Source organism: Vitreimonas sp., assembly GCF_036392335.1.
Taxonomy (GTDB): Bacteria; Pseudomonadota; Alphaproteobacteria; order Caulobacterales; family Aquidulcibacteraceae; genus Vitreimonas.
Window position 1 is genome coordinate 1 of the sequence record NZ_DASVYD010000060.1, and the last position, 22,711, is coordinate 22,711.

Genomic DNA, 22,711 nt, shown 5'->3' on the forward strand with positions numbered 1-22,711 from the left:
CGATCGCAGGGATCAATTCGGGCAACACCGACGCCCAGGTCGGACGCTCGCCTTCGGCAATGCCGCGCCGCGCGCAGCCCGTATACGCCACGCCTTCGAACAGCACGTGCGCCGTGTATGGCAGTTCGCCGCCGCTCGACGTGCAGGGCTGGTTCATGATCGTGATCGTCACCGCGCCGGCGACAACGCGCATGCCGCGTTCGCGATAATCACGCTCGCCCGGAATGCCGCCATCTTCACCCAAGCCCGGCCGCGAGAATTGCGCATAGTCGGGCAGCAAGCGAAGCTCCCACGCGCCCTCCGACGAGCCTTCGCCCGTGTCGAGCGCGCCAATGCCGCCCGACGCTTGAAACTCGCCCTCGAACAAGGCGCGCTGCTGCGCATTGGCGGGTCCGCCCAGCGCGGCCAATTGCTCCGCCGCCATCGTCGCTTCGCGCTCGGCGTTTGTGGGCAATGAGGGACCCTCTTCGGTCGCCTCCTGCTGGCGCTGACAGCCCGCAATCGCCACCGCCCCCAGCGCAAGCGCCGAGGCCAAGCACAGTCCGCGCACAAAGCCCCGCATGGGCGTCCCCCAATTGGCCGGCGCCCCCCAAGGGAGCCAGAGCCGCCGAGAACCTGTACCATAAAACAATGCAGCGTGATTCCGGCGCCCCACTTTATGAGTTTTTCGCCGGTGGGGGCTTGGCGCGCCTGGGCTTGGAACCGGATTTCGCCTGCGTTTTCGCCAATGACTTCGATCCAGCCAAGGCCGCCGCCTACCGCGCGGCCTGGGGCGAAGCCGACATGCGCCAGGGCGATATCTGGAGCCTCGGCGCTGCTGACCTTCCGGGCAAGGCCGCCCTCGCCTGGGCCAGCTTCCCCTGCCAGGACCTCTCGCTCGCAGGTGCCCGCCGCGGCTTGGCCGCGCCGCGCTCGGGCGCGTTCTGGGGCTTCCACAGGCTGATCGAGAAACTCGCCCACGAGAAGCGCGCGCCAGATGTGCTGGCGCTGGAAAACGTCTCAGGCCTGCTCAGTTCGCACGGCGGCGCGGACTTCACCGCCCTCGTCCACGCGCTCGACGGCCTCGGCTATCGCGTCGGCGCGCTGGAGATCGACGCCGCACTCTTCACGCCGCAATCGCGGCCACGCCTCTTCATCATCGCCGCGCGCAACGCGCCATCGCACCTCATTTCCTCCGGCGCGATTGAGCCGTTCCACTCAATGGCGCTTCGCAACGTCGTCGCGCGTTTGCCAGACAATCTACGCAAGCATTTCGTCTGGTGGCGTCTCGACACGCCGCCCAAGCGCAACACGCGCCTCGCCGACGTGCTCGAAGACGACAACGTCGTTTGGAACAGCGAAGAACAAACAGCAAAGCTGCTCTCGCAGATGAGCCCGCTGCAACGCGCGCGCGTTGATGCCCTGAGCCAGAGCGGCCAGCGCGAAGTCGGCGCCGTCTTCCGCCGTATCCGCATCGAGCACGGCGAACGCGTGCAACGCGCCGAAGCCCGCTTTGACGGCATCGCCGGCTGCTTGCGCACGCCCGCTGGCGGCTCGAGCCGGCAATTGCTGCTTTTCGTCGAAGGCGACAAAATTCGCTCGCGCCTGCTCACACCGCGCGAGGCCGCGCGCTTAATGGGCGTTCCAGACGAATATCCTTTGCCCGCAAGCCAGACTGCGGCGCTGCATCTGATCGGCGACGCTGTCTGCGTGCCGGTCGTGCACTGGCTGTCGCAACATCTTCTCCGTCCGCTCGTCGGCGCAGCGGCGGCGCGCAGAACCGCCTGATGGCGGGCAGCCACGACGTTTTCGATCCAACCAAACGCTCCGCCATCATGCGCGCGGTGAAATCGAGCGGCACGGCGCCGGAGCTTGCGGTCCGCGCCGCCGTTCGCGCGCTTGGTTACGGCCGCCGCTATCGGCTCAACGGCGCAGCGCTTCCCGGCAAACCCGATCTCGTCTTCGGCGCCATGCGCAAAGCCATCTTCGTACATGGCTGTTTCTGGCACGGGCACGACTGCAAACGTGGTGCGCGCCAACCCAAGGACAATTCCGCCTATTGGCGAGACAAGATCGCGCGCAATCGCGCCCGCGACGCCGCATCGCTCGCCGCACTCAAAGCGCAAGGTTGGCGCGCGCTTATTGTGTGGGAGTGCGAGACACGCCAAGCCGAGACGCTGTCACGCAAGCTCTCGGCTTTTCTCGCGAAGCAATGAGGGTCTCCTCTCCCGCTGACGTGGCCGAAACGCGCGCGGGAGAGGAGATCGGGGCGCTGAGGTCGCAGGAGGATGCTTGCCCCCGCCCCAATACGGTTCGCTCGGCTTCCAGAAGGTCCGCCAACGCGCTGGCGCCGAGCATCAAGACAATCGTCACGCGTCGGCCCCAGCTCTATTGCAAATCAGTCGCAATAGCAATGTCCGAAATGGGCCAATGCGTCAAGGCCGCCCCTGGCGGCTCGGCGCGGCTACGCCGCGGCGTTCTCCCTGCGGAGGACAATGGGTGCGGGGACGATAAAGGTGAAAGCCGACCCCTCGCCTGGCTCACTTCTGGCCGAGATCGTCCCGCCCATCGCCCGCGCCAAGCGCAGCGAGATCGCCAAACCCAAGCCAGGTCCATCCCCGTCGCCGCCCACGCGGTCACGATTGAAAATCGCCGCCAATTGGGCGCGCGACATGCCTGCGCCTGTATCCGTGATCACGAAGCTCAATTGCACATGTCCCGCCGTGTATCCGGGCGCAGCGCTCACGCGCATGCGCACGCCGCCATGCGTGGTGTAGCGCACGGCGTTGCCAAGCAGGTTGAACAGGACCTGGCGCACGCGCAGCGCGTCCATCTCGACGCAGATTGGCGTATCCGCCGAGATGTCGGCGAACAATTCCAGATTCTTGTCATGCGCCGCCGCGCGGAAAGAGTTCACCACGCTGCGCACCACATCGCGCACCACGGCCGGCGCGGGTTCGATGTGCAAGACGCCGTTCTCCAGGCGATCGAGGTCGGAGATGTCGGCCATGACCTGCTTCAGCACGGCGCCCGCCTGCAGCAGCGTCGCGACCTGGGCGCGTGCGTTGGGCGTCGCCGCCACCCGGCGCAGATGCTCCGCCGCGCCGATCAAGGCGCTCAAGGGCGTCCGCATTTCATCGTTGAGCCGCCGTATCGTATCGGTTTTCGCGGCGGCGGCCGCGGCGGCGGCTTGTTGCTCTCGCAGCGCCGCCTCCTCCGCACGCGCATGCGCGGCGTCCGAAGCCAGCAGGCTCTTCCACAGGTTCATGCCGAAGCCCAGCAGCAACAACCCGCCCACCAGGGGGGTGAGATCGTGCGTGTTTCGCCCGCCATTTAAGAAGAACTCAGCGACCGGCAATCCGAGCATGAAGCAGATTGTCGGCGTCACACTGGCAATCGCGAGCGGCGTCGACGCCCGCAGGCTGGCCGCCGCGTTCGCCAGCCCGCCGCACAAGAAGATGATCGTCAGCGAGTCGCTCGGCATATAAGGCGAAAACCAAAGCAATATCGCGAGCGAATTGCCGTAGAGGCTCTGGAGCACGCACCAGAGCATCATAGGGCCAAGGTTTTTCGGCGCGCGCCCCGCCGCGCTCTCGCGCGCGAGCCGCTCGAATACGGCGCGATCCGTCAGGATGACAGGTACGAGCCCGACCAACCAATAGAGCGGCCACCAATTGCCGACGAGCGATGTCGCAACGACCGCAACGATCGCGCATGACCCAATGCGCAACCACGCATTGCCCACACGCGCCTGACCGACCTCGATCAGCGCGCGCGCACGCCGATCGACCAAAGCCTGCGGCTCAACTGCGGCCCCCGCGGGCCGCTCAAGGGGATTGGCGGCGTCCAAAACGCCCGCAGTCTCATGACCGCATCCTGAAATCTGGTTAACTAACAGGCCATGCTTGCAGTCGCGCCGCGCCAGGCGCTTTCTGCACTGAAAGGGGATTTTCAAATGCGATCTTTCGCCCTCCTCTGTTTCTTATGCGCCTTGATCGCGTCACCTCCCGCCCGTGCCGACGTGGCGTCCGCGGGGCCCGGCGCCTTCCTGATCCAGGCGGAGACCGAGACCAGCGCCCCACCCGAGCAGACCTGGCGCGCACTCACGCGCCTGAACCGCTGGTGGAGTTCGGACCACACCTATTCGGGCGACGCGGCGCGCATGAGCGTCGATATCCGCGCCGGCGGGTGCTGGTGCGAGCGCTGGGATGGCCAATCCGTGGAGCATGGCCGGGTCATTCTGGTGATGGCCCGCGATGGCGTCCGCACGCTCCGTTTTGACGCCGCGCTGGGCCCGCTTCAGGAGCTTGGGGTGAGCGGGGTGTTGACCTTCACGCTGACACCACACGCCTCGGGCACGAAAGTCCAAATGAGTTATCGCGTGGCGGGGGACCCTACATTGGGGCTCGACCAGGTGGCGCCGCTGGTGGATATGGTTTTGATGGAACAATTCGGGCGTCTCGTTCGCTTTAGCACGTCCGGATCGGTCAATTAGACGGTGCTGTTCAGGGTGCGCTCAGGCAGGCGTCGTCATGTTCCGCGTCGGAATGGGGCTCGATTTTCAGTCGCCCGTTTTTGAACTGGAGGGATTTCAATGATCCGCAAATTTGTGGCTATGGCGGCCGCGGCCCTATTGATGGTCGGCTGCACCAACGTCGACCCTGTGACGGGCGAACGCACGCGTAACAATACCGGCACCGGCGCTATCGTCGGCGCAATCGCCGGCGCGGCGGCTGGCACGCTGGCCGGCGGCGACGACCGTCGCAACGCCATGATCGGCGCCGGCATCGGCGCGCTCGCGGGCGCGGCCATCGGCAATTACATGGACCGCACCTATCAGAATCTGCGCGAGCGTCTCGCCGGCACGGGAGTTGGCGTCACGCGCGTCTCGCAAAGCCAAATCATGCTGAACTTCCCGTCCGACCTCACGTTCGATTACGACCGTGACGCGGTGAAGAGCCAGTTCGTGCCCACGCTGCAAAACGTCGGCTCGGTGCTACGCGACTACGAGCAGACCACGGTTGACGTGTACGGTCACGCCGACTCGACCGGCTCGGACGCCTACAACCAAAATCTCTCTGAGCGCCGCGCAATGAACGTGGCTTCGGTGCTGATGCAGGGCGGCGTGATCCGTCAGCGACTGGTCGCGCAAGGCTTTGGCGAAAGCCGCCCGATCGCCGACAACTCGACGGACTCGGGCCGCGCCCGCAACCGCCGCGTTGAAGTTTATATCAGCGCCTTCCAGGGCTAAACTTAGCTGGCTGAAGCAACAGACGCCGTCGCGCCCCAAGCGCGGCGGCGTTCTCGTTAGAGAAGGGAGAACACCGTGCGCGCAGCTCTGGTCGGCATCGCCCTCATTCTCGGCGCCTGCACGCAGGCGGCGGAAGAAGCCCCGGCGGATGCAACGTTGGACGCGGAGATCGCCGCAGCCAACGCGGTGCAAGAGGCGCTTGCGCAAATGCCGCCCGCGGACGGCGCGCGCGCCGCCGGCGTCGAATTCCGCGGCGTCGGCCAAGAGCCCGGCTGGATCGTCGACATCTATCAGCGCGATCGCATCCGCCTGTTGTTGGATTACGGCGAAACGCTGCTCGATTTCCCGCTGCCCGCGCCCACCAATCCAGCGGAAGGCGCGACGCGCTACACAACGCAGGCCGATGGCCGCACGCTTGCGATCACAATCCGCCGCGCTCCTTGCGAGGATGTGATGAGCGGCGAACCCTACCCGTCCACGGTCGAGATCACGATCGACAACCGTACCCTGAACGGTTGCGGTAAGAGCGTCTAAGAAAAAGGCCCGCCGGCAAAACCGACGGGCCTCTTTGCTCTAGCCGCGCTGCGCTGGTTTGCGCTGCTTGCGATATTTCGGCGGCGCGCCGTCATTGGCCCACACGCTGTTGCCCTTGCGGTCGCGGCGATCGCCACGATCGCGCGTCTGCTCATCGCGCGCCTTTGTCGCCCCATGCCCCTGCTTGGCGTGCGCATGACCATGCGCGTCCGACGCATGATGCTTCTTTGGTCCGGCGCCCGGACGGCGCGGCTGTTGCGGACGGCCTTGCTTCTGACCTTGCGGGCGTGGGCGCGGCGTACGCTCATCCGCTTTTGGCGTCGGCAGGGACAGCGCATGCTTCATCACCGGCACGTCTTGCTTGGTGAGGCGCTGAATATCCTTCAGGTATGCGCGCTCGTCCGGCGCACAGAACGACACCGCCATACCGGCCTTGCCGCCGCGCGCCGTACGGCCGATGCGGTGCACATATTGCTCGGGCACGTTCGGCAGATCGAAATTGATCACGTGACTGACTTCGTCCACGTCGATGCCGCGCGCGGCGATCTCAGTGGCGACCAGCACGCGCGCCTTGCCCTTCTTGAACGCGTCGAGCGCGCGCTCGCGCTGGCCTTGGCTCTTATTGCCATGGATCGCTTCGGCGGCGAAGCCCGCGTCTTGCAGCTTGCGCATGACGCGGTCGGCGCCATGCTTGGTGCGCGCGAACACCAGCGCGCGGCTGATGCTGTCGTCGGCCAACATCGCGTGCAGCAGATCTTGCTTGCGCGAATGATCGACGTGCACCACCGCCTGTTCCACGCGCTCCGCCGTCGACGACACCGGAGTCACCGCGATGCGCTCCACGTCGCCGTTGAGGAATTGGCCCGCCAGTTCCGCAATCGGCTCCGGCATCGTCGCCGAGAAGAACAGCGTTTGACGCTTCTTCGGCACGAGCTGCGCGATGCGGCGCAGATCGTGAATGAAGCCCATGTCGAGCATGTGATCGGCTTCGTCGAGCACGAGGATCTCGACTTGATCGAGGCGCAGCGAACGCTGCGAGATATGGTCAAGCAAACGCCCCGGCGTGGCGACAAGAACGTCGACGCCGCGATAGATCGCTTGCTTCTGCTTGTGCATCGACGCGCCGCCGAACACGACAGCGGTCGACAGGCCAAGGAAGCGGCCATAGGCGCGGAAGCTGTCGCCGATTTGGCTCGCCAGTTCCCGCGTCGGCGCAAGCACAAGCGTGCGGCAGGCCTTCTCGCCGGCATGGCGGCGATCGGCGTGCAGACGATGCAGGATCGGCAGCGCAAACGCCGCCGTCTTGCCGGTGCCGGTTTGCGCCAGACCGATCAGGTCGCGCCCGCTCAGCACGATCGGGATCGCTTGAGTTTGGATGGGGGTCGGCGTGGCGTAGCCCTCCGCGGCGAGCGCCTTCAGGATGGGCGCCGCGAGGCTCAGGTCTTGGAATTGAGTCACAAAGATACTTTCGGCCCTACGCGGCATCGCGCGGGCGCTTCAAACACTGGAACGATGCGACGGCGAAGAAGGGCGGCGAGCGAAGCTCAAAGCCGAACGTCGATGGTGGCGTCCCTGGGGTGACCGCGTTCGCGCTGGGCTCTCAATCGGCCCGCGAACGGTCGCTGGACGGGGATATCGAGCAAAAGCATTGCTAAGTCAATAATCCGTTCGGAACAGGCCTCACGCCGTCTGCGTTGTTTGCGCACTGAATTTCAGGAGGTTCATATGCGTAAACTCTTTTTGACCGCTGGTGCGGCGTTGCTTCTTTCGGCCTGCGGCACGCAATTGGGCGACCGCATGGCGTCTGGCGCGGCCATTGGCGCGGGCACCGGCGCGGTGTTCGGCGGCGTCGGCGCGGTGCCGGGCGCCATCGTCGGCGCCGGCGTCGGAGCCTTTACACCGCCGGATAAGGTGAATCTCGGTGAGCCGGTCTGGGAAGACGACGGCGTCAACAAATAAGGCGAACTGGCGTCAGCCTCGCCTCCTGGGCGGCAAGACTGGCGCTGGCGTCCTAACCGCACTACCCAAAACGGGCGGCGCAGCGGAGCGCCGCCCGTTTGATGTTGAGGAGTAGCGCATGAACAAGCTGGTTCTTGTTGCCGCCGCGACCGTGGCGTTGGCCGGCTGCGGCACGCAGATGGGCGATCGCATCGCATCCGGCGCCGCCATTGGCGGTGGCGTTGGCGCGGTCGCCGGCGGTGTCGGAATCGTGCCGGGCGCCATCGTCGGCGCGGCTGTCGGCGCCTTTGCCCCGCCGGAAAATGTGAACCTGGGCGATCCAGTTTGGAAGGACGACTGATTGCGCGACCCACGGCGCGGGCCTAAAGGCTCGCGCCCATAGGCGCCCGTCTGTTCTGCGGGAGTGCCCCGAAGGACGAGAAATGGCCACGTTGGAATTCACCCGGCGCTACGCGATGGCGCATCGCTTGCTGGCGACCAAGAGCGCGAAATGCGCGATCCCGCACGGACACAACGAATTCGTCACAGTGCGACTCGAGCCCGAGCATCGCTTTCAATTCTCGGACGCCAATTCCGTCGCGCCGTTCGACGTGGTGAAGAAGCGTTGGCATCAATGGATCGACGAGCACGTCGATCATGCACTGCACCTGGGCGAGGCCGATCCGCTCATCGGCTATTTCCGCGACAACGAGCCCGAGCGTCTGTCGCAGATCATGACCTTCCAAGGCGATCCCACCACCGAAGCGCTCGCCGCCTGCTTCTGGCTCAAGCTCAGCGCCTTCATCGCCGACGACAAACTCCCCTTCATCCTGCGCGAAGTCCGCATCGAAGAAACCCCGACCAACACGGTGATCATCAATCACACCAATTTCGATCCGCGCACCTGCGGCCTCCGCGCTGGCGCCTGGCCGTGGCGCGCCGACATGAGCATCAACGATTTTTGAGCTAGCGTGGGTTCGACTCATATTGGAGCGCCCATGCCGTCCTTCCTGACCTCGCCGCAAGTCGCGCCGATCCTGATGTTGATCGCGTCGAACGTGTTCATGACGTTCGCCTGGTATGGGCATCTCAAGTTCAAATCGACGCCCCTGCTGATCGCCATCGTCGCGGCTTGGGGCATCGCCTTTATCGAGTATTGCCTGGCCGTGCCGGCCAACAGGATCGGCAGCGCGGTTTATTCGACGGCCGAACTCAAGACGATGCAGGAAGTGATCACGCTCGTTGTGTTCATCGGCTTCTCGACGCTCTTCCTGCGCGAGCAACTCGGCTGGAACCACTTGCTCGGCTTCGCCCTGATCGCCGCGGGCGCAGCGGTGGTGTTTCTCGGCAAGGCGCCCGCCTAAGAGAGAACCCACACCACCCACGGCGAACCGATTGCGGCCGCCATGGCGGTCTCGACGCCGACGCTTAAACGATTGAATGGCGTGTCCGCCCCATCGCGCCAGATCGCGACCAAACGGCCAAAGGCGGCGCCACCCCAGCCGGCGCTCAGCACCGCGACTGCGCCAATCGCGGCGACGCCCATGACGGGGTGGCCGGTGTAGAGGTAGTAGGCTGCGAACGCGAGACCAACGAGGTGTAGCCCGAGAAACACGCCGCCATAGGTGGCGCGAAACTCGGCGAAACCGCCGCCCTGCTCGTCCGCCTGCAAGCGGACGAGCTTGGAGGCCCAACGCGGATCAACCAATCCGCGCGCACCTAGATACACGCCGACCGTCAGCGCCAAAGCGCTGACGACCCATGCGACCGTGATCAACGCATGCCCGGAAGACTCACGCCTTCTTCCTTCTTGCGCTTGCCAGTCCAGCCGTAGCGCGCGAGTTCATTGAGCGCGATCGTGCGGGCGTGCACTTCATCTGGGCCGTCGGCCAGACGCAGCGTGCGGATGCCTGCGTAGGACTTGGCGAGGCCAAAATCTTGGCACACGCCCGCGCCGCCATGCGCTTGGATCGCATCGTCGATGATCTTCAGGGCCATGCGCGGGGCGGCCACCTTGATCATCGCGATCTCGTTCTTCGCAACCTTGTTGCCAACCGTGTCCATCATGTACGCGGCCTTGAGGCAGAGCAAGCGCGTCATCTCGATATCGATGCGCGCATCAGCAATGCGCTGTTCCCACACCGAATGCTCGGCGATCGTCTTGCCGAAGGCGACGCGGCTCGTGACACGCTTGCACAGCGCTTCAAGCGCGGCTTCCGCGGCGCCAATCGTGCGCATGCAATGGTGGATGCGGCCGGGGCCCAAACGACCCTGTGCGATTTCAAAGCCGCGCCCCTCGCCGAGCAGCAAGTTCTCGGCGGGCACGCGCACGTTCTTCAATTCGACTTCCATGTGGCCATGCGGCGCGTCGTCATAGCCGAACACGTTCAACGGCCGAATGATGTTCACGCCCTTCGTGTCGATCGGGACCAGGATCTGGCTCTGCTGTGAGTGCTTCGGGTTCTCCGGATTGGTCTTGCCCATCAGGATAGCGATCTTGCAGCGCGGATCACCGAGCCCCGACGACCACCATTTGCGGCCATTGATCACGTATTCATTGCCGTCGCGCTTGATCTCGCACTGGATGTTCGTCGCGTCCGATGAGGCCACCGCCGGCTCCGTCATCAGAAACGCCGAACGAATCTCGCCATTCATCAGCGGCTTCAGCCACTGATCCTTCTGCGCGCGCGTGCCATAGCGTTCGAACACTTCCATGTTGCCGGTGTCCGGCGCCGAGCAATTGAACACCTCGGACGCGAAACCGACGCGGCCCATCAGTTCGGCGAGCGGGGCGTATTCGAGATTGGTCAGGCCCGGCCCTTCGAACTCGAACGTGTCGTCCACATGCGCATGGCCGCTCGTCGGCGGCATGAACATGTTCCAGAGTCCTTGCGCCTTGGCCTTGGCCTTCAATTCCTCCAGCACGGGGATAACCTTCCAGCGGTCCCCTTCCTTCTGCTGCGCCTCATAGGTCGGCACCGCCGGATAGATGTGGTCGTCCATGAAGCGCTGGACGCGGTCGATCCAGGATTTGGTCTTTTCGGAATACTCGAACTGCATGGGCTTCCTCCGGCGTCTTGGATCGCTGTCTGGTCCTGTTCTCGTCGCCACGCTAAAGGGCTGGGCTTGAGGGGGCAACGCGACTTATGCGGCCTACCGCTACGAAACGGGGCGTGATGAAGCTCGAACACCGGACACTCGCGAACCCATGGGTCAGCCTTGAGCCGCTTGACACACGTCATCGCGCCGACCTCCGTGAGGCGATCGGCGATCCGCTCGACACGCTCAAATTCAGCCCGAGCGCCCCGCTCTTTCACGACGGCTTCGACGCCTTTTTCGATTGGCAATATGAACAGGGCTTGGCGGGTCGCTGGCTGCCCTACGCGGTCGTCGTGGACGGTCGCGCTCTTGGTCAGACGAGTTTCATCAACCCGCGCCCGTACGACGGCGGCGTTGAAATCGGCGGCACCTGGTATGCCGCCGCCGCCCGCGGCGGTCGGGTCAATCCGTCCTGCAAGTTGTTGTTGATGACGCACGCCTTCGACAGCGGCGCCGAGCGGGTTGAGCTCAAGACAGACGCAGAAAACGCCCAGTCCCGCGCCGCCATCCTGAAGCTGGGCGCGCAGTTCGAAGGCATCCACCGCCACCACATGCGGCGTCCCTGGGGCGGCTGGCGCGACACTGCTTGGTACTCGGTGCTGCGCGCGGAATGGCCGACGGTGAAAGTGCGGCTGGAGGCGCGGCTGCCGTGAGCGCGCTGACGACCTTGGCGCTGCTCGCGGTCGTCCTGATCACCGCAACTATTTCTGGCGTGTTCGGCATGGCCGGCGGGCTCATGTTGATGGGCGCGCTGACCCTGGTCATGCCGGTCGCCGCCGCCATGGTCTCGCACGGGGCCGTGCAATTCGTCTCCAACGGCTGGCGGGCGATTCTGCACCGCAAGCACATCGCTTGGCCAATCATTGTCTTCTACGGCCTTGGCTCAGCCATCGCAGCGGGCGTGCTGGCGCTTGTCACATATGAGCCGACAAAAGCGTGGGTTTATCTTTTGCTCGGGCTCGTCCCTGGGCTCGCCTGGCTGCCCAGGAGGAGCTTCCAACTCGACGCGGCCCGCCCCGTGTATGCGGTCGCCTGCGGGCTCTCCGTTACAGGCCTCAACGTGCTTGCGGGCGTTTCCGGCCCGCTGCTCGATGTCTTCTTCGTTCGCACCGCCCTGACGCGTCACGCCATCGTCGCCACCAAAGCCGCGACCCAGGCGTTCAGCCACACCGTGAAGATGATCTTCTACGGCGCTCCCATGCTCGGCGCCGCGCAATCCAGCGGACTGCCGCCCTGGTATTTCTTCGTTGTCGCCGCGCCGCTCGCCATGCTCGGCGCATGGTTCGGCGGCAAAGTGCTCGATCGCTTGAGCGATGTGAACTTTCTCAAATACACGCGCTGGATCGTGACAGGCTTAGGCGTTGTTTATCTCGTGCAGGCAGCGATGCTGTTCGCAAGCCGCTGAGTCCTCCCCCGAAACGACTTTCTTCGCAGTGTGTGCCGTACGAAAAAGCGCTTATAAACAATATGTTCGCCAAGGCGCACCGGCGCGGCGTTAAGACTCGCGAAACCATATTTCTCGTCCCATGCTGACTGAAAGATTCGGGACGGCAAATAATGCCTATCATTACGCATGTGCTGCTCTACGCCGGCTACGCGATGATTTCGTTCGCGACCGGCGCTGCGCTGATGCAGATCGGCGGCGAGCCTTTGGGCTCGTCGCTGCTCGGCGGCATCGCGCTGTTCAGCGCTTGCGCGGTGACGCATGCGGGCATCGCCTCAAGCGCCGCGGCGAACCGCATCGGCGGCGCTGAAAAGCGCTTGAAGGCGGACAGCGAACGCATTCGCTCCTCGCAACGCGAAATTCTCGCCGATATCGACGCGATCCAGACCCGTATGGATAGTCTGGAAGCGCAGATCGCGTTCGCGCCGCCGCAGCAACCCCAACTCGAAGCGCCGCAATCGCCTGCGGGGGCGCTTGAGCTGAAACTGATCGATCAGATCGTGGATAAGCTCGGCGCCGCCATGGACGCGCGCCTTCAAGGCATACAGGCAGGCGCGGTCGCGCCGATCAATCCGAACGCGACGCGCGGCCCGATGGATCTCGTACGCGAGGCGCTGCTCGAAAACCGCGTCGAATTGCACCTGCAGCCAATCGTGCAGCTGCCGCAGCGCAAAACCGCATTTTATGAGGGCTTCACGCGCCTCAAGGACGCGAACGGGCGTCTGATCCTGCCGCAGGAATTCATCCCCGCCGCCGAACAAGCGGGTCTGATGACCACGATCGACAACGTGCTGCTCTTCCGCTGCGTCCAGATCGTGCGCAAGCTGATGAAGCAGGACCGCCGCGTCGGCATTTTCTGCAATCTCACCCCCAGCGCGCTCGCCGATGAATTGTTCTTCCCGCAATTCCTCGACTTCATGCGCGAAAATCGCGACCTCGCCGGCAGCGTGATTTTCGAGATACCGCAGGACGCATACGAAAACCGCACCTCGATCGAGGCGCGCGCGATGTCCAAGCTGGTCGATCTTGGCTTCCGCTTCTCGATCGACAAGGTGACCAACGCGGCGATCGATCTGCCTGATCTTGAGCGCGCCGGCGTGCGTTATGTCAAAATGCCCGCACGCGTTCTGGTCGAACAAATTGTCATCGGCGGCGTGCGCCCGCGCTCAGCCATCACCCGCGAGATCGCGGCGATGGACATCTCGGCGGTGTTCCAGCGCTACGGCATCGATATTATCGCCGAGCGGATCGAGAATGAGGACGCCGTCCTCGAAGTGCTTGACCTCGACGTGCCGTATGGCCAAGGCCACCTCTTCGGCGCGCCGCGCGCGATCAAAGAGAGCCTGATGGAAGAGACCGCCCCGCCGCGCGACTTCCTGCTGAAGCAAAACGGCCGAGTCGCCTAGCGAATAGCGGGTAGCGAATAGACCGGGGCCGACGGCTGGCATCCCTACGCGCCATTCGCTATTCGCTATTTCCATGAAGATCATCGCCATCACCGGCGGCTCCGGCGCCGGCAAGACCACCATCGCGCGCGCGCTGGCGCACCGCCTGGGCGCGGGCGCTGTGGTGATCGCGGAAGACGATTATTACCGGTGCGCTTCAACCATTCCGAATTTTGACGCCGCCACACACAATTTCGATGCACCCTCGGCCAAGGAGCACGAGCTGCTGCGCGCGCATCTTGCGCTCGCCAAGAGCGGAGAAGCCTTCGACAAGCCGATCTACGATCTCGTCACCCATCGCCGCAAACCGGAGGTGGAGCGCATCGCCCACGCCGACACGATCATCGTCGAAGGCATTCTGCTGCTGGCCGCGCCTGAACTCGTACCCCTGTTCGATCTCAAAGTGTTCGTCAGCGCCGATGAATCCGTGCGCCTGGCGCGGCGCATGATCCGTGACGTCGAGCAACGCGGCCGTTCGGCGCGTTCGGTCATGTCGCAATTCTTCATGACCGTGCGCCCGATGCATGATGCCTATATCGAGCCCCAGCGCGCCTTGGCCGATCTGTTGCTGCACTGCCCCTACGATGCGGGGCCAGAGCACGCGGAAGCGAACGCCGCGGAGATCGCGGAGCGGCTCCGCTAATGCATATCCTTTCCTCCCTGGACGAAGTTCTCGACCGCTACGACGCGGTTTTCTGCGACGTGTGGGGCGTGCTGCATAATGGGAGACGGCTTTATCCGGGTGCGGCGCCGGCGCTCCAGGCCGCACGCAAGGCCGGCAAGACGGTCATCCTGCTGACCAACGTACCGAAGCCGCGCGGCCCCATCCCCGCCCAACTCGATCGCATCGGATGCCCGCGCGATGCCTGGGATGTGATCGTCACGTCCGGCGACGCCACGCGCTTCGAATTGGGCGCACGTGCGCCTGGGCCGGTGTTCAAGATCGGTCCTGAGGAATTCGATCGCACGCTCTGGGAAGGCCTTGGCCTCCAAACAGCGACGCTCGATCGAGCCCGCTTCGTCGCCATCTCGGGCCTGAACCGCGAAGACGAAACGCCAGAGGATTATGCGGACATCCTCGCGCAGGCCAAAGCCCGCGATCTGGAAATGATCTGCGCCAATCCAGACATTGTCGTGCGGGTGGGCGATCGGCTGGTTTGGTGCGCTGGCGCGGTCGCGCGCGATTACAGCGCCATGGGCGGGCGCGTCGTCATGGCCGGCAAGCCGCACGCGCCGATCTACGACTTGGCCTATCGAGAACTTGAAACGCACACGGGCCGCGCCATCGACAAATCGCGCATCCTCTGCATCGGCGACGGCGTGACCACCGATGTCGCCGGGGCCAATGGCCAAGGACTGGATTGCCTCTTTATCGCCTCGGGCATGCACGGCGAAGCGCTGTTCAGCAACGGCGCGCTCGACGCCGCCAAGATCGACGCCGCTCTCGCCGCCGAAGGCGTGCGCGCCACCTACGTGATGCCGGAACTGGCTTAGTAGGTCCGCACGCCCAAATCCTCGAACGCACGGGCGATGTGCGGTTCGAAATCGCGCGCGCGGTTCATGTCGTCACGGCCTTCATTGTCGCCGCTGCGCCGCCGCGCCACGCCACGACCGAACAGAGCGCTCGGATTGCCTGGCTCTACTTCGAGCGCCGCCTCATAGGAGGCCTGCGCGCCTTCCCATTCGCCAGCGCGCAATTGCAGCAGCCCGCGGCACAGTTGCGCCTGCACGTTGCGCGGATCGGCTTGCGCCGCGGCGTCCGCATCGGAACGAGCCCGCCCAAGATTGCCGTCCTGCATCAGAACGTTCGACCAGCAGCGGCCCGCCATCGCCGTCGTCAATTGCGGATTGATGTTGAGCGCGGCGCTGTAATCCTCGATCGCGCCCGCGTAATCGAGTGCGTTCTGCTTGATGAGCCCGCGACTGGCGTAGGCCGGCGCGTAACGACGATCAGCCGAGATGGCTTCGCCATAGGCCACACGCGCCGCCTCGGGATCACCGCGCAAGCGCGCCATCTCGCCCACGAAGAAATGCGCATCCGCGGCATATGCGCCGCTCGCAAGCAAGCTCTGCACTAATGGCTCAGCCGCATCCAATTGGCCTGAGGCAATCATGATCGACGCGCGACCTTTGAGTGCGAGCGCGTTGGTCTCATCGATCGCCAACGCCGCGTTGTAATCGCGCAAGGCGTCCGTGACATCGCCCGCCTCTTGCGTCGCCGCCCCGCGCCGCGCCAGCGCCACGCCGCGCTCGGCTTCTTCCAGCGTGCCCGTGTTGATCAGTTCGCCGCAGGCTTCCATCCGCGCTTCAGCTTCGGCGCTCTCATCGGCGCACAGGCCTCGGGCTTCAGCCAAAGGATCAGGCGGCGTGCGCTCGCAGGCCGCGACGGCCAACACGAAAGCCAGCCCCACACCCCAAACCCAGCGCATCGCCATGTGGCCTCCTTCAACGTCAAACCTAGACCGGCCGGCGCCCCAGCGCCTAGGATGGGCGCGACATATCAGGGAGAAAACGCGTGGCCAATTTGTTCGATCTGACCGGCAAGAGCGCCATCATTACCGGCTCCTCGCGCGGCATCGGCAAGGCCATCGCCCACCGCTTGGCGGAGCACGGGGCCAATGTCGTCGTGTCCTCCCGCAAGCTCGACGCCTGCCAGGAAGCCGCCGACGAGATCAACGCCAAGGTCGGCCGCAAAGCCGCCATCGCCATTCCAGCCAATATCGCCGCGAAAGAGGCGCTGCAGAACTTGGTCGACGAAACCAACCGCGCCTACGGCAAGATCGACATCTGCATCTGCAACGCCGCCTCCAACCCCTATTTCGGGCCGATGGGCGGCATCTCCGACGATCAATTCACCAAAATCCTGCAGAACAACATCATCTCAAATCACTGGCTGATCCAGATGTGCGCGCCGCAAATGCGCGAACGCAAGGACGGCGCGGTGATCATCATTTCGTCGATCGGCGGCCTCAAGGGTTCGAACGTGATCGGCGCCTACGACATTTCGAAAGCGGCCGACATGCAGCTCGCGCGCAACCTCGCCTGCGAGTTCGGGCCGGACAATGTGCGCGTCAACACGATCGCACCCGGCCTCGTGCAAACCGATTTTGCCAAGGCGCTCTGGGAAAATCCGGCGATCCTGAAATCTTCCACCGATCGGGCGGCCTTGAAGCGCATCGGCCAGCCGGACGAGATCGCCGGCATGGCGGTGCTGCTGGCGTCCAAGGCGGGCGCCTTCATAACCGGACAGACATTGGTGATCGATGGCGGGGTGACCGCGCTTTAGAACGCGCCAAGCACCGGCACGAGCTTCGACTTCAGCGATTGCGCGTTGAACGGCTTCAAGATGTAGCCCGTCGCGGAACGACGCTCCGCTTCCGAGCCTTCATTGCTGTCATTCGCAACCATCACGAACGGCGTTTGCTTGGTGCGTTCGTCGGCGCGCACGCGCTGCAACAATTCCATGCCGGTCATCGGCGTCATCGTCGAATCGGAAATGACCAGCGCGTAGTTCTTCTGGCTCATTTTGGCGAGAGCGGTGCGGCCGTCCGAGGCCTCGTCGATGTTGGTGAAACCCAATTGGCGCAGCAGATTGCGCATGATGCGGATCATGGTGTTGTAATCGTCCACGATCAGGATCGGGGCTGTCATCGACACGGACATATTCATTCTCCCGCATACCTCTGCGCGGCGTTGCTTTAGTCGGGTCGCGCCCGCCGCCGGGTCAGGGTGCGATGACCCGGCGGCGGAGCGTCCCGGCGATTTTTTCCGCCGTTATGGTGATCACAGATAGCAAAGAGCCGAAAATTTTCGGTAAAACAGCACTTAAGCATGAATGAACGCGGGCGCGGCCCGCCGCGAAGGACGCAAGACTTTGGAAACGCCCGCCGCTGCATCTGGTCGCCAACGCAAGACTTTGTGAACCAATGCGCCGCCACTCGCCCACAGACTCTATTCCTGACGACGCGCGCGGCGCAGCGATCGCGCTGGGCAATTTCGATGGCGTGCATCGCGGCCATCAAGCGGTGATCGCATCGGCGCGCGGGCACGGCGCACATCTCGGCGTCGCGCTGTTCTGCCCGCATCCGCGCCGGTTCTTTCAGCCGGACGCGCCGCCCTTCCGCCTCCAAAGCGACGCGCAGCGCGCGCGCGCGTTGGCGGCGCTCGGCGTAAAGGATTTGTTTGAGATTGGCTTTGACGCCGCGCTCGCCAGGCAGAGCGACGAAGACTTCGCACGCGCGCTGCTGCGCGATCGTCTGGGCGTCAAGCACGTGAGCGTAGGCGCGGACTATCGCTTCGGCCGCGGCCGCATGGGCGACGCGGCGCGGCTGCGAGAGCTTGGCGCCAGCTACGGCTTCAGCGTGGACGCAGTGGCCGCTGTGCAGATGGAAGGCGAGCGCTATTCATCCACCGCCGCACGGGCAGCCCTCGCGGCTGGAGATATGGCGCGGGCCGCCGCGATCCTGTCGCGCCCCTGGGCGATCGAAGGGATCGTGCAGCGCGGCTTTCAGCGCGGTCGTGGCTTTGGCTTTGCGACAGCGAATGTGCCGCTCGGCGAATACGCCCGCCCACGCCTCGGCATCTATGCCGTGCGCGTGAAATTCGACGGCGTATCATTACCGGGCGTCGCCAGCGTCGGCGTGAACCCGACTGTTGGCGCGCTGCCAGAGCCATTGCTCGAAGCCCACGCGTTCGATTTCGATGCCGATCTCTATGGCAAGACTGTCGAAGTCGAGATGATCGCCTTCCTGCGCGACGAGGCGCACTTCGCCGATGTCGACGCGCTCAAGATGCAGATGGCGGATGACGCCGCTCAGGCGCGCGCAATCCTCACTTAGGCGCTGAGCTGTTCAGCGGCCGGACGGGCCGGGATTTTCACTTCAGCCTCGCCTTCGAGCACGAGCGTATCGCCCACGCGGCATTCGCAGCGCAGCTTGGCGCGTCGGCCCTTTTCGACCAGTTCCACGATTTCGACGCTCGCGACGACGGTGTCGCCGATTTTTACCGGTGCCAGGAAACGCAGCGTCTGCGAGATATAGATCGCGCCCGGCCCCGGCATGCGGGTGCCGATCACCGCCGAGATCAGGCTCGCCGTATAAAGCCCGTGCGCGATGCGGCCGCCGAAGGGCGTCTTGGCGGCGAAATGCTCGCTCAAGTGGATCGGATTGCGGTCGCCGGAAAGCTCGGCGAAGCCGACCACGTCCGAGGCGCGGACGTGCTTGGAATAATCCTCGCGCATGCCGACGCTGAGGTCTTCGAAATAGAGCGATTGGGTCGAGGCCAGGGTCATGGGTCGAGAGCTTATGCTGCAATGCACAAAGCACAATCCCCCTCGCCTCAACGGCGGGCTTTGAAGAAATCCCTTAACAGCTTGGCTCCGGCTTCGGCCTCCACCCCCGCCGTCACCGCCGGCTTCCAATGACAGGTGGGCTGGTCGAACACCCTGGCCCCATGCGCCACGCCGCCGCCCTTGGGGTCCGAGGCGCCATAGACCAACCGGTTGATCCGGGCATTGGAGATGGCCCCAGCGCACATCGCACAGGGCTCGAGCGTCACATAAAGCGTCAGGCCGGGTTTCAGCCGGTAATTCTCCAGCGCGGCAGCCGCGTGGCGGAGTGCGATAATCTCGGCATGAGCGGTAGGGTCATGGAGCGCGATCGGCGCGTTCGCGCCTTCGGCGATGACCTCGCCTGCGCCGTCCACGATCACGCAGCCGATCGGCGCCTCGCCCGCCTCAGCGGCCGCGGCCGCCAGCGCCAGGGCGCGCGCCATATGCGCCTCGTCGCTCATGCCCGGCGCAAATCCAGCAGGTCGGCCACGACGGCCCCGGAAGCCAGCGTCTCGAACGAGCCCTCCACGATCGCCTCGCGATACATGCGCCGGGCCTCGTCGTCGGAATGGTGCATCCGGGTTTCCATCGCCTTCTTCCAGCTCGCCTCGTCGGGCCATTGGGCATAGGCGATATACACGCCTTCGCCCGCCGCGTGCAGCCGCGAGCCCCAGCCGCCGAACTCGGCTGCAATGCGCTCCGTCCCGCGTCGCCAACCGGCCTCGAATTGCGCCTCAAGCCCTGGTACGACGCGCCAACGATAGATCACTGCGAACATGGCGACCTCCTCAGAACCATTTAGCGACGGCGAGCGCATTGCCAAATTCTTGGCGCGCGCAGGCGTGTGCTCGCGCCGCGACGCCGAGCGGCTGATCGCCGACGGTCGCGTCAAGGTAAATGGCAAGGTGCTGGATACGCCCGCGTTCAAGGTGAGCGCGAAGGACAAGGTCCAGGTCGACGGCCGCCCAATTGGCGCGGTCGAGCCGACGCGCGTGTGGCGCTATCACAAGCCCACGGGCCTGGTGACCACGCACCGCGATCCTGCGGGCCGGCCCACCGTGTTCGAGCATCTGCCGCCCGGACTGCCGCGCGTGATCTCGGTCGGCCGTCTCGATCTCACCTCCGAAGGCTTGCTGCTGCTCACCAATGACGGTGAGCTCGCGCGCAAGCTCGAGCTGCCCTCAAACGGCTGGGTGCGCCGCTATCGCGCGCGCGCTTATGGCCGCGTGACGCAAGAGGAATTGGATCATCTGAAAGACGGCATCACCGTCGACGGCGTGCGCTATGGCTCCATCGACGCCAAGCTGGAACGCGGCGCCGGCGCCAATGCCTGGATCAGCGTGGCCATCACCGAAGGCAAGAACCGCGAAGTCCGCCGCGTGCTCGACGCCATCGGCCTCAAAGTGAACCGGCTTATTCGCGTGAGCTATGGGCCGTTCCAACTCGGCACGCTTGAGCCCGGCGCGGTCGAAGAAATTCCGCGCAAAGTGCTCAAAGAGCAATTGGGCAAGGATTTCGCCTAAGCGCTTGCCATCCGCAGGCCGCACGCGCAGCCTTGCCGCCATGCGTATACTCCTCTTCATCGCCGCCATCGTCTGCGCCGCGCCCGCCCACGCGCAAACCCTGGACGATCTCGCTTGGCTCAAAGGCTGCTGGCGCACGGAGGCGCCGCGCGTGGCGGAGAGCGGCTCGCAAACCACTGAGGTCTGGATCGATCCGCCGGGGCCCGCGCTCTTCGGCTATTCCTTCACCGAAGGCGAAGGCGCGGTGCAAGGCTGGGAGCAGATGCGCATCGACGCGGCCGATGGCGGCCGCCCACGTTTCGTAGCCATGCCCGGCGGCGGTGCGCCGATTGCGTTTCGCATGGTCGAGCAAATCAATCGCGATGATCCGGCGCAGCTCGCCGTGTTCGAAAACCCCGCGCACGATTACCCGCAGCGCGTCACCTATCGGCGCGACCGCAATCGCCTCACCGCCACGATCTCACGCGCCGATGGCTCCGATCCTTACACGTACGAATATCGCCGCATCAGCTGTTCGGGGAGCCTTCGACCATGACCTCACGCCGCCATGTGCTGCAATGGCTCGCCGCCGCGCCCGTGCTGAGCGCATGCGGCGGCAATGATCTGCCAGACCCGCTCGCGCCATGGCGCGATCCGGGCGCTGGCGAAACCGATCCGCGACGCTTCGCGCTCGCGCACGCCATCCTCGCGCCAAACCCACACAACACGCAGCCCTGGCTGGTCGAGATGCGCGGCGACGACGAAATGCTGCTGTTCTGCGATCTTGATCGCCGTCTGCCGTTCACCGATCCGTACGACCGCCAAATCACAATTGGCTGCGGCGCCTTCACCTATCTGTGCTGGATGGCCGTGTTGAAATCCGGCCATGGGTGCGAAATGAGCATCTTTCCCGATGGCGCGCCGGAGCCGGGCGCGCGGCTCGACGCACGTCCGTTCGCCCGCTTGCGCGTCGCCGGATCGCCGCCGCTACACGGTGCGGATCCCCTCATGGAATTCGTGTCCGTCCGCCGCACGAACCGTAACGAGTGCGAGCCGGTCATTCCAAGCGCGACCGCCATAGATACCGTGGCCAGCGCCGGCGTCGCATGGCTTGAACCTTCGCCCGACGAGCCGACCCCGCTCTCGGTGGCATGGGAAACTGAACAAACGCGCGTCGCGACGCTCCGCGATTTGGTATGGCGCGCGTTCGATCGCGAAATGCGCACGCGCGGCGCGCAAGAGGAAACCTATCGCTGGCTCCGCTTTGGTAGTGAAGAGCGCGCACGTCACCGCGACGGCCTCTATATCGACGTGCCAGCGGCGGGATTGCTGCGCGCGATCGGCATGTTGGACGAAGCGGATTTGCTCAATCCGGACTCCAGCGCCAACAAGCAGGCGGCCGCCGATTGGAGGCGCAAGGTCGACACCGCGCCGATGTTCATGTGGTTGACTACGCCAAGCGATAGCGCACGCAGCCGCCTCCATGCAGGCATGGCCTATGTGCGGATGAATTTGGCGGCCGCTCAAGCCAATCTCGCGATGCACCCATGGAGTCAGGCGCTGCAGGAATATACGGAAATGTCGGACCTGTACGCCGAGGCGCGCGACAAACTTGCGGCCGGCGATCGCACGCTGCAGATGCTATTCCGCCTTGGCCGCGCGGCGCCTGCGGAGCCAGCGGCGCGCCGAAGCCTTGACGCGCTGCTTAGGCCCGTTTCACCTTAAGCGTCGCGCCATCGACGCTGGCGATGACCACAGGCTGGCCCGCTTCCAGCGCTTCATCGCTCACCGCGCGCCATACTGTGTCCTGCACCTTCACGGAGCCGACGCCATTGGCGAAATTGGTGACCACGGCGCTCTCACCGATCAACGCCGCCGAGCGCTCGTTCAGCCCGCTCGCCGCGCCTTCATTGCGCCAACGCTGCACCAGAGGGCGTCCGAACGCGGTGAGCACCACAACTAGCACGCCAAAGATCGCCAATTCGGCGATCCAATTGGTGAACCCCATCCACGAGATCAGCGCCGTGATGAACGCCGCCACCGCGGGCCAAAGCAAATACGTCGTCCCCGTCGCCATCTCGGCGATCAGCAGGATAAGCCCCAACACGACCCAATGCTGCGGGCCGAATTCGGAGAACAAGGCAATCAGCGCGTCCATGAACGCAATGTAGCAATTCGCAACGCCGCCTG

30 protein-coding genes are annotated in these 22,711 nt (G+C 64.7%); 19 read left to right on the top strand and 11 right to left on the bottom strand.

Annotation, left to right across the window (positions count from 1 at the left end; all coding sequences use genetic code 11):
* Positions 1-562, bottom strand: a 562-nt coding sequence (locus tag VF769_RS13865) for a hypothetical protein (RefSeq protein ID WP_331009015.1), incomplete at its 3' end; no start/stop codon positions are given.
* Between the two features lie 68 nt (positions 563-630).
* Here VF769_RS13865 and VF769_RS13870 point away from each other — a divergent pair.
* Positions 631-1,767 carry a DNA cytosine methyltransferase gene (locus VF769_RS13870; RefSeq protein ID WP_331009016.1) on the top strand — a complete coding sequence of 379 codons (1,137 nt, stop codon included), beginning with the start codon at positions 631-633 and terminating at the stop codon, positions 1,765-1,767.
* A complete protein-coding gene (locus VF769_RS13875) occupies positions 1,767-2,195 on the top strand; it encodes a very short patch repair endonuclease (protein WP_331009017.1) in 429 nt (142 codons plus the stop codon). Before VF769_RS13870 ends, VF769_RS13875 begins: the two co-directional genes overlap by 1 nt.
* A 248-nt stretch (positions 2,196-2,443) precedes the next feature.
* On the opposite strand, the gene VF769_RS13880 is transcribed toward VF769_RS13875, so the two are convergent.
* Positions 2,444-3,772, bottom strand: a complete 1,329-nt coding sequence (locus VF769_RS13880; RefSeq protein WP_331009018.1) for a sensor histidine kinase — start codon at positions 3,770-3,772, stop codon at positions 2,444-2,446.
* A gap of 228 nt (positions 3,773-4,000) precedes the next feature.
* Here VF769_RS13880 and VF769_RS13885 point away from each other — a divergent pair, with 228 nt between their 5' ends.
* From VF769_RS13885 to VF769_RS13900, 3 genes are all read left to right on the top strand, one after another.
* Complete coding sequence (locus VF769_RS13885; RefSeq protein ID WP_331009019.1) at positions 4,001-4,474, top strand: SRPBCC domain-containing protein; 474 nt, start codon at positions 4,001-4,003, stop codon at positions 4,472-4,474.
* A 99-nt stretch (positions 4,475-4,573) separates the two neighbouring features.
* The gene (locus tag VF769_RS18465; RefSeq protein ID WP_349258150.1) at positions 4,574-5,230 is read left to right on the top strand and encodes an OmpA family protein; all 657 of its coding nucleotides are present in this window, start codon (positions 4,574-4,576) and stop codon (positions 5,228-5,230) included.
* Between the two features lie 75 nt (positions 5,231-5,305).
* Entirely contained in the window at positions 5,306-5,764 is a 459-nt protein-coding gene (locus VF769_RS13900) for a hypothetical protein (protein WP_331009020.1), read from the top strand.
* A 39-nt stretch (positions 5,765-5,803) separates the two neighbouring features.
* On the opposite strand, the gene VF769_RS13905 is transcribed toward VF769_RS13900, so the two are convergent.
* Positions 5,804-7,222: a DEAD/DEAH box helicase gene (locus tag VF769_RS13905; RefSeq protein ID WP_331009021.1), complete on the bottom strand. Its 1,419-nt coding sequence runs from the start codon at positions 7,220-7,222 to the stop codon at positions 5,804-5,806.
* A gap of 231 nt (positions 7,223-7,453) precedes the next feature.
* Between VF769_RS13905 and VF769_RS13910 the strand changes: the two genes are divergently transcribed.
* The 4 genes from VF769_RS13910 (at position 7,454) to VF769_RS13925 (ending at position 9,066) form a co-directional block, all read left to right on the top strand.
* Positions 7,454-7,723, top strand: a complete 270-nt coding sequence (locus tag VF769_RS13910; protein WP_331009078.1) for a DUF6861 domain-containing protein — start codon at positions 7,454-7,456, stop codon at positions 7,721-7,723.
* Positions 7,724-7,841: 118 nt separating this feature from the next.
* The gene (locus VF769_RS13915; protein ID WP_331009022.1) at positions 7,842-8,063 is read left to right on the top strand and encodes a hypothetical protein; all 222 of its coding nucleotides are present in this window, start codon (positions 7,842-7,844) and stop codon (positions 8,061-8,063) included.
* An 82-nt stretch (positions 8,064-8,145) separates the two neighbouring features.
* Positions 8,146-8,667, top strand: a complete 522-nt coding sequence (locus tag VF769_RS13920; protein WP_331009023.1) for a 6-pyruvoyl trahydropterin synthase family protein — start codon at positions 8,146-8,148, stop codon at positions 8,665-8,667.
* 33 nt (positions 8,668-8,700) lie between these two features.
* Positions 8,701-9,066, top strand: coding sequence for a DMT family protein (locus tag VF769_RS13925; RefSeq protein ID WP_331009024.1), 366 nt, complete (start codon positions 8,701-8,703; stop codon positions 9,064-9,066).
* Here the strand turns inward: VF769_RS13925 and VF769_RS13930 are convergent.
* Entirely contained in the window at positions 9,063-9,479 is a 417-nt protein-coding gene (locus tag VF769_RS13930; RefSeq protein WP_331009025.1) for a hypothetical protein, read from the bottom strand. The genes VF769_RS13925 and VF769_RS13930 overlap by 4 nt on opposite strands.
* Positions 9,476-10,762 (bottom strand): acyl-CoA dehydrogenase family protein, encoded by a 1,287-nt coding sequence (locus VF769_RS13935; RefSeq protein WP_331009026.1) that lies wholly within the window; start codon positions 10,760-10,762, stop codon positions 9,476-9,478. Before VF769_RS13935 ends, VF769_RS13930 begins: the two co-directional genes overlap by 4 nt.
* A gap of 116 nt (positions 10,763-10,878) precedes the next feature.
* Between VF769_RS13935 and VF769_RS13940 the strand changes: the two genes are divergently transcribed.
* The 5 genes from VF769_RS13940 (at position 10,879) to VF769_RS13960 (ending at position 15,184) form a co-directional block, all read left to right on the top strand.
* Entirely contained in the window at positions 10,879-11,454 is a 576-nt protein-coding gene (locus VF769_RS13940) for a GNAT family protein (RefSeq protein ID WP_331009027.1), read from the top strand.
* Entirely contained in the window at positions 11,412-12,206 is a 795-nt protein-coding gene (locus VF769_RS13945) for a sulfite exporter TauE/SafE family protein (protein ID WP_331009028.1), read from the top strand. The genes VF769_RS13940 and VF769_RS13945 overlap by 43 nt, the downstream gene beginning before the upstream one ends.
* Before the next feature lie 152 nt (positions 12,207-12,358).
* On the top strand, positions 12,359-13,651 hold the full coding sequence (locus tag VF769_RS13950; protein ID WP_331009029.1) for an EAL domain-containing protein: 1,293 nt from the start codon (positions 12,359-12,361) through the stop codon (positions 13,649-13,651).
* A gap of 73 nt (positions 13,652-13,724) precedes the next feature.
* Positions 13,725-14,333 (top strand): uridine kinase, encoded by a 609-nt coding sequence (gene udk / locus VF769_RS13955; RefSeq protein WP_331009030.1) that lies wholly within the window; start codon positions 13,725-13,727, stop codon positions 14,331-14,333.
* On the top strand, positions 14,333-15,184 hold the full coding sequence (locus tag VF769_RS13960) for a TIGR01459 family HAD-type hydrolase (protein ID WP_331009031.1): 852 nt from the start codon (positions 14,333-14,335) through the stop codon (positions 15,182-15,184). The genes udk and VF769_RS13960 overlap by 1 nt, the downstream gene beginning before the upstream one ends.
* On the opposite strand, the gene VF769_RS13965 is transcribed toward VF769_RS13960, so the two are convergent.
* The gene (locus VF769_RS13965) at positions 15,181-16,125 is read right to left on the bottom strand and encodes a tetratricopeptide repeat protein (RefSeq protein ID WP_331009032.1); all 945 of its coding nucleotides are present in this window, start codon (positions 16,123-16,125) and stop codon (positions 15,181-15,183) included. The two genes, VF769_RS13960 and VF769_RS13965, sit on opposite strands and share 4 nt — an antisense overlap.
* An 80-nt stretch (positions 16,126-16,205) precedes the next feature.
* On the opposite strand from VF769_RS13965, the gene VF769_RS13970 reads away from it, so the two are divergent.
* Positions 16,206-16,976 carry an SDR family oxidoreductase gene (locus VF769_RS13970; protein WP_331009033.1) on the top strand — a complete coding sequence of 257 codons (771 nt, stop codon included), beginning with the start codon at positions 16,206-16,208 and terminating at the stop codon, positions 16,974-16,976.
* Here the strand turns inward: VF769_RS13970 and VF769_RS13975 are convergent.
* Complete coding sequence (locus VF769_RS13975) at positions 16,973-17,353, bottom strand: response regulator (protein ID WP_331009034.1); 381 nt, start codon at positions 17,351-17,353, stop codon at positions 16,973-16,975. The two genes, VF769_RS13970 and VF769_RS13975, sit on opposite strands and share 4 nt — an antisense overlap.
* 263 nt (positions 17,354-17,616) lie before the next feature.
* Between VF769_RS13975 and VF769_RS13980 the strand changes: the two genes are divergently transcribed.
* Positions 17,617-18,528, top strand: coding sequence for a bifunctional riboflavin kinase/FAD synthetase (locus VF769_RS13980; protein WP_331009035.1), 912 nt, complete (start codon positions 17,617-17,619; stop codon positions 18,526-18,528).
* Here VF769_RS13980 and VF769_RS13985 read toward each other — a convergent pair.
* The 3 genes from VF769_RS13985 to VF769_RS13995 are packed head-to-tail and all read right to left on the bottom strand — an operon-like array spanning position 18,525 to position 19,797.
* The gene (locus VF769_RS13985) at positions 18,525-18,980 is read right to left on the bottom strand and encodes a MaoC family dehydratase (RefSeq protein WP_331009036.1); all 456 of its coding nucleotides are present in this window, start codon (positions 18,978-18,980) and stop codon (positions 18,525-18,527) included. The two genes, VF769_RS13980 and VF769_RS13985, sit on opposite strands and share 4 nt — an antisense overlap.
* A 47-nt stretch (positions 18,981-19,027) precedes the next feature.
* Positions 19,028-19,480 carry a tRNA adenosine(34) deaminase TadA gene (gene tadA, locus VF769_RS13990; RefSeq protein ID WP_331009037.1) on the bottom strand — a complete coding sequence of 151 codons (453 nt, stop codon included), beginning with the start codon at positions 19,478-19,480 and terminating at the stop codon, positions 19,028-19,030.
* A complete protein-coding gene (locus tag VF769_RS13995; protein WP_331009038.1) occupies positions 19,477-19,797 on the bottom strand; it encodes an antibiotic biosynthesis monooxygenase family protein in 321 nt (106 codons plus the stop codon). The genes tadA and VF769_RS13995 overlap by 4 nt, the downstream gene beginning before the upstream one ends.
* Here VF769_RS13995 and VF769_RS14000 point away from each other — a divergent pair.
* From VF769_RS14000 to VF769_RS14010, 3 genes are read left to right on the top strand one after another with little or no spacing between them, the layout of a single operon-like run.
* The gene (locus tag VF769_RS14000) at positions 19,796-20,542 is read left to right on the top strand and encodes a pseudouridine synthase (RefSeq protein ID WP_331009039.1); all 747 of its coding nucleotides are present in this window, start codon (positions 19,796-19,798) and stop codon (positions 20,540-20,542) included. The genes VF769_RS13995 and VF769_RS14000 overlap by 2 nt on opposite strands.
* A gap of 40 nt (positions 20,543-20,582) precedes the next feature.
* Positions 20,583-21,077 carry a DUF6265 family protein gene (locus VF769_RS14005; protein WP_331009040.1) on the top strand — a complete coding sequence of 165 codons (495 nt, stop codon included), beginning with the start codon at positions 20,583-20,585 and terminating at the stop codon, positions 21,075-21,077.
* Complete coding sequence (locus VF769_RS14010) at positions 21,074-22,246, top strand: Acg family FMN-binding oxidoreductase (RefSeq protein ID WP_331009041.1); 1,173 nt, start codon at positions 21,074-21,076, stop codon at positions 22,244-22,246. Before VF769_RS14005 ends, VF769_RS14010 begins: the two co-directional genes overlap by 4 nt.
* Here VF769_RS14010 and VF769_RS14015 read toward each other — a convergent pair.
* The gene (locus tag VF769_RS14015) at positions 22,227-22,679 is read right to left on the bottom strand and encodes an NfeD family protein (RefSeq protein WP_331009042.1); all 453 of its coding nucleotides are present in this window, start codon (positions 22,677-22,679) and stop codon (positions 22,227-22,229) included. The genes VF769_RS14010 and VF769_RS14015 overlap by 20 nt on opposite strands.
* Positions 22,680-22,711: the final 32 nt, after the last annotated feature.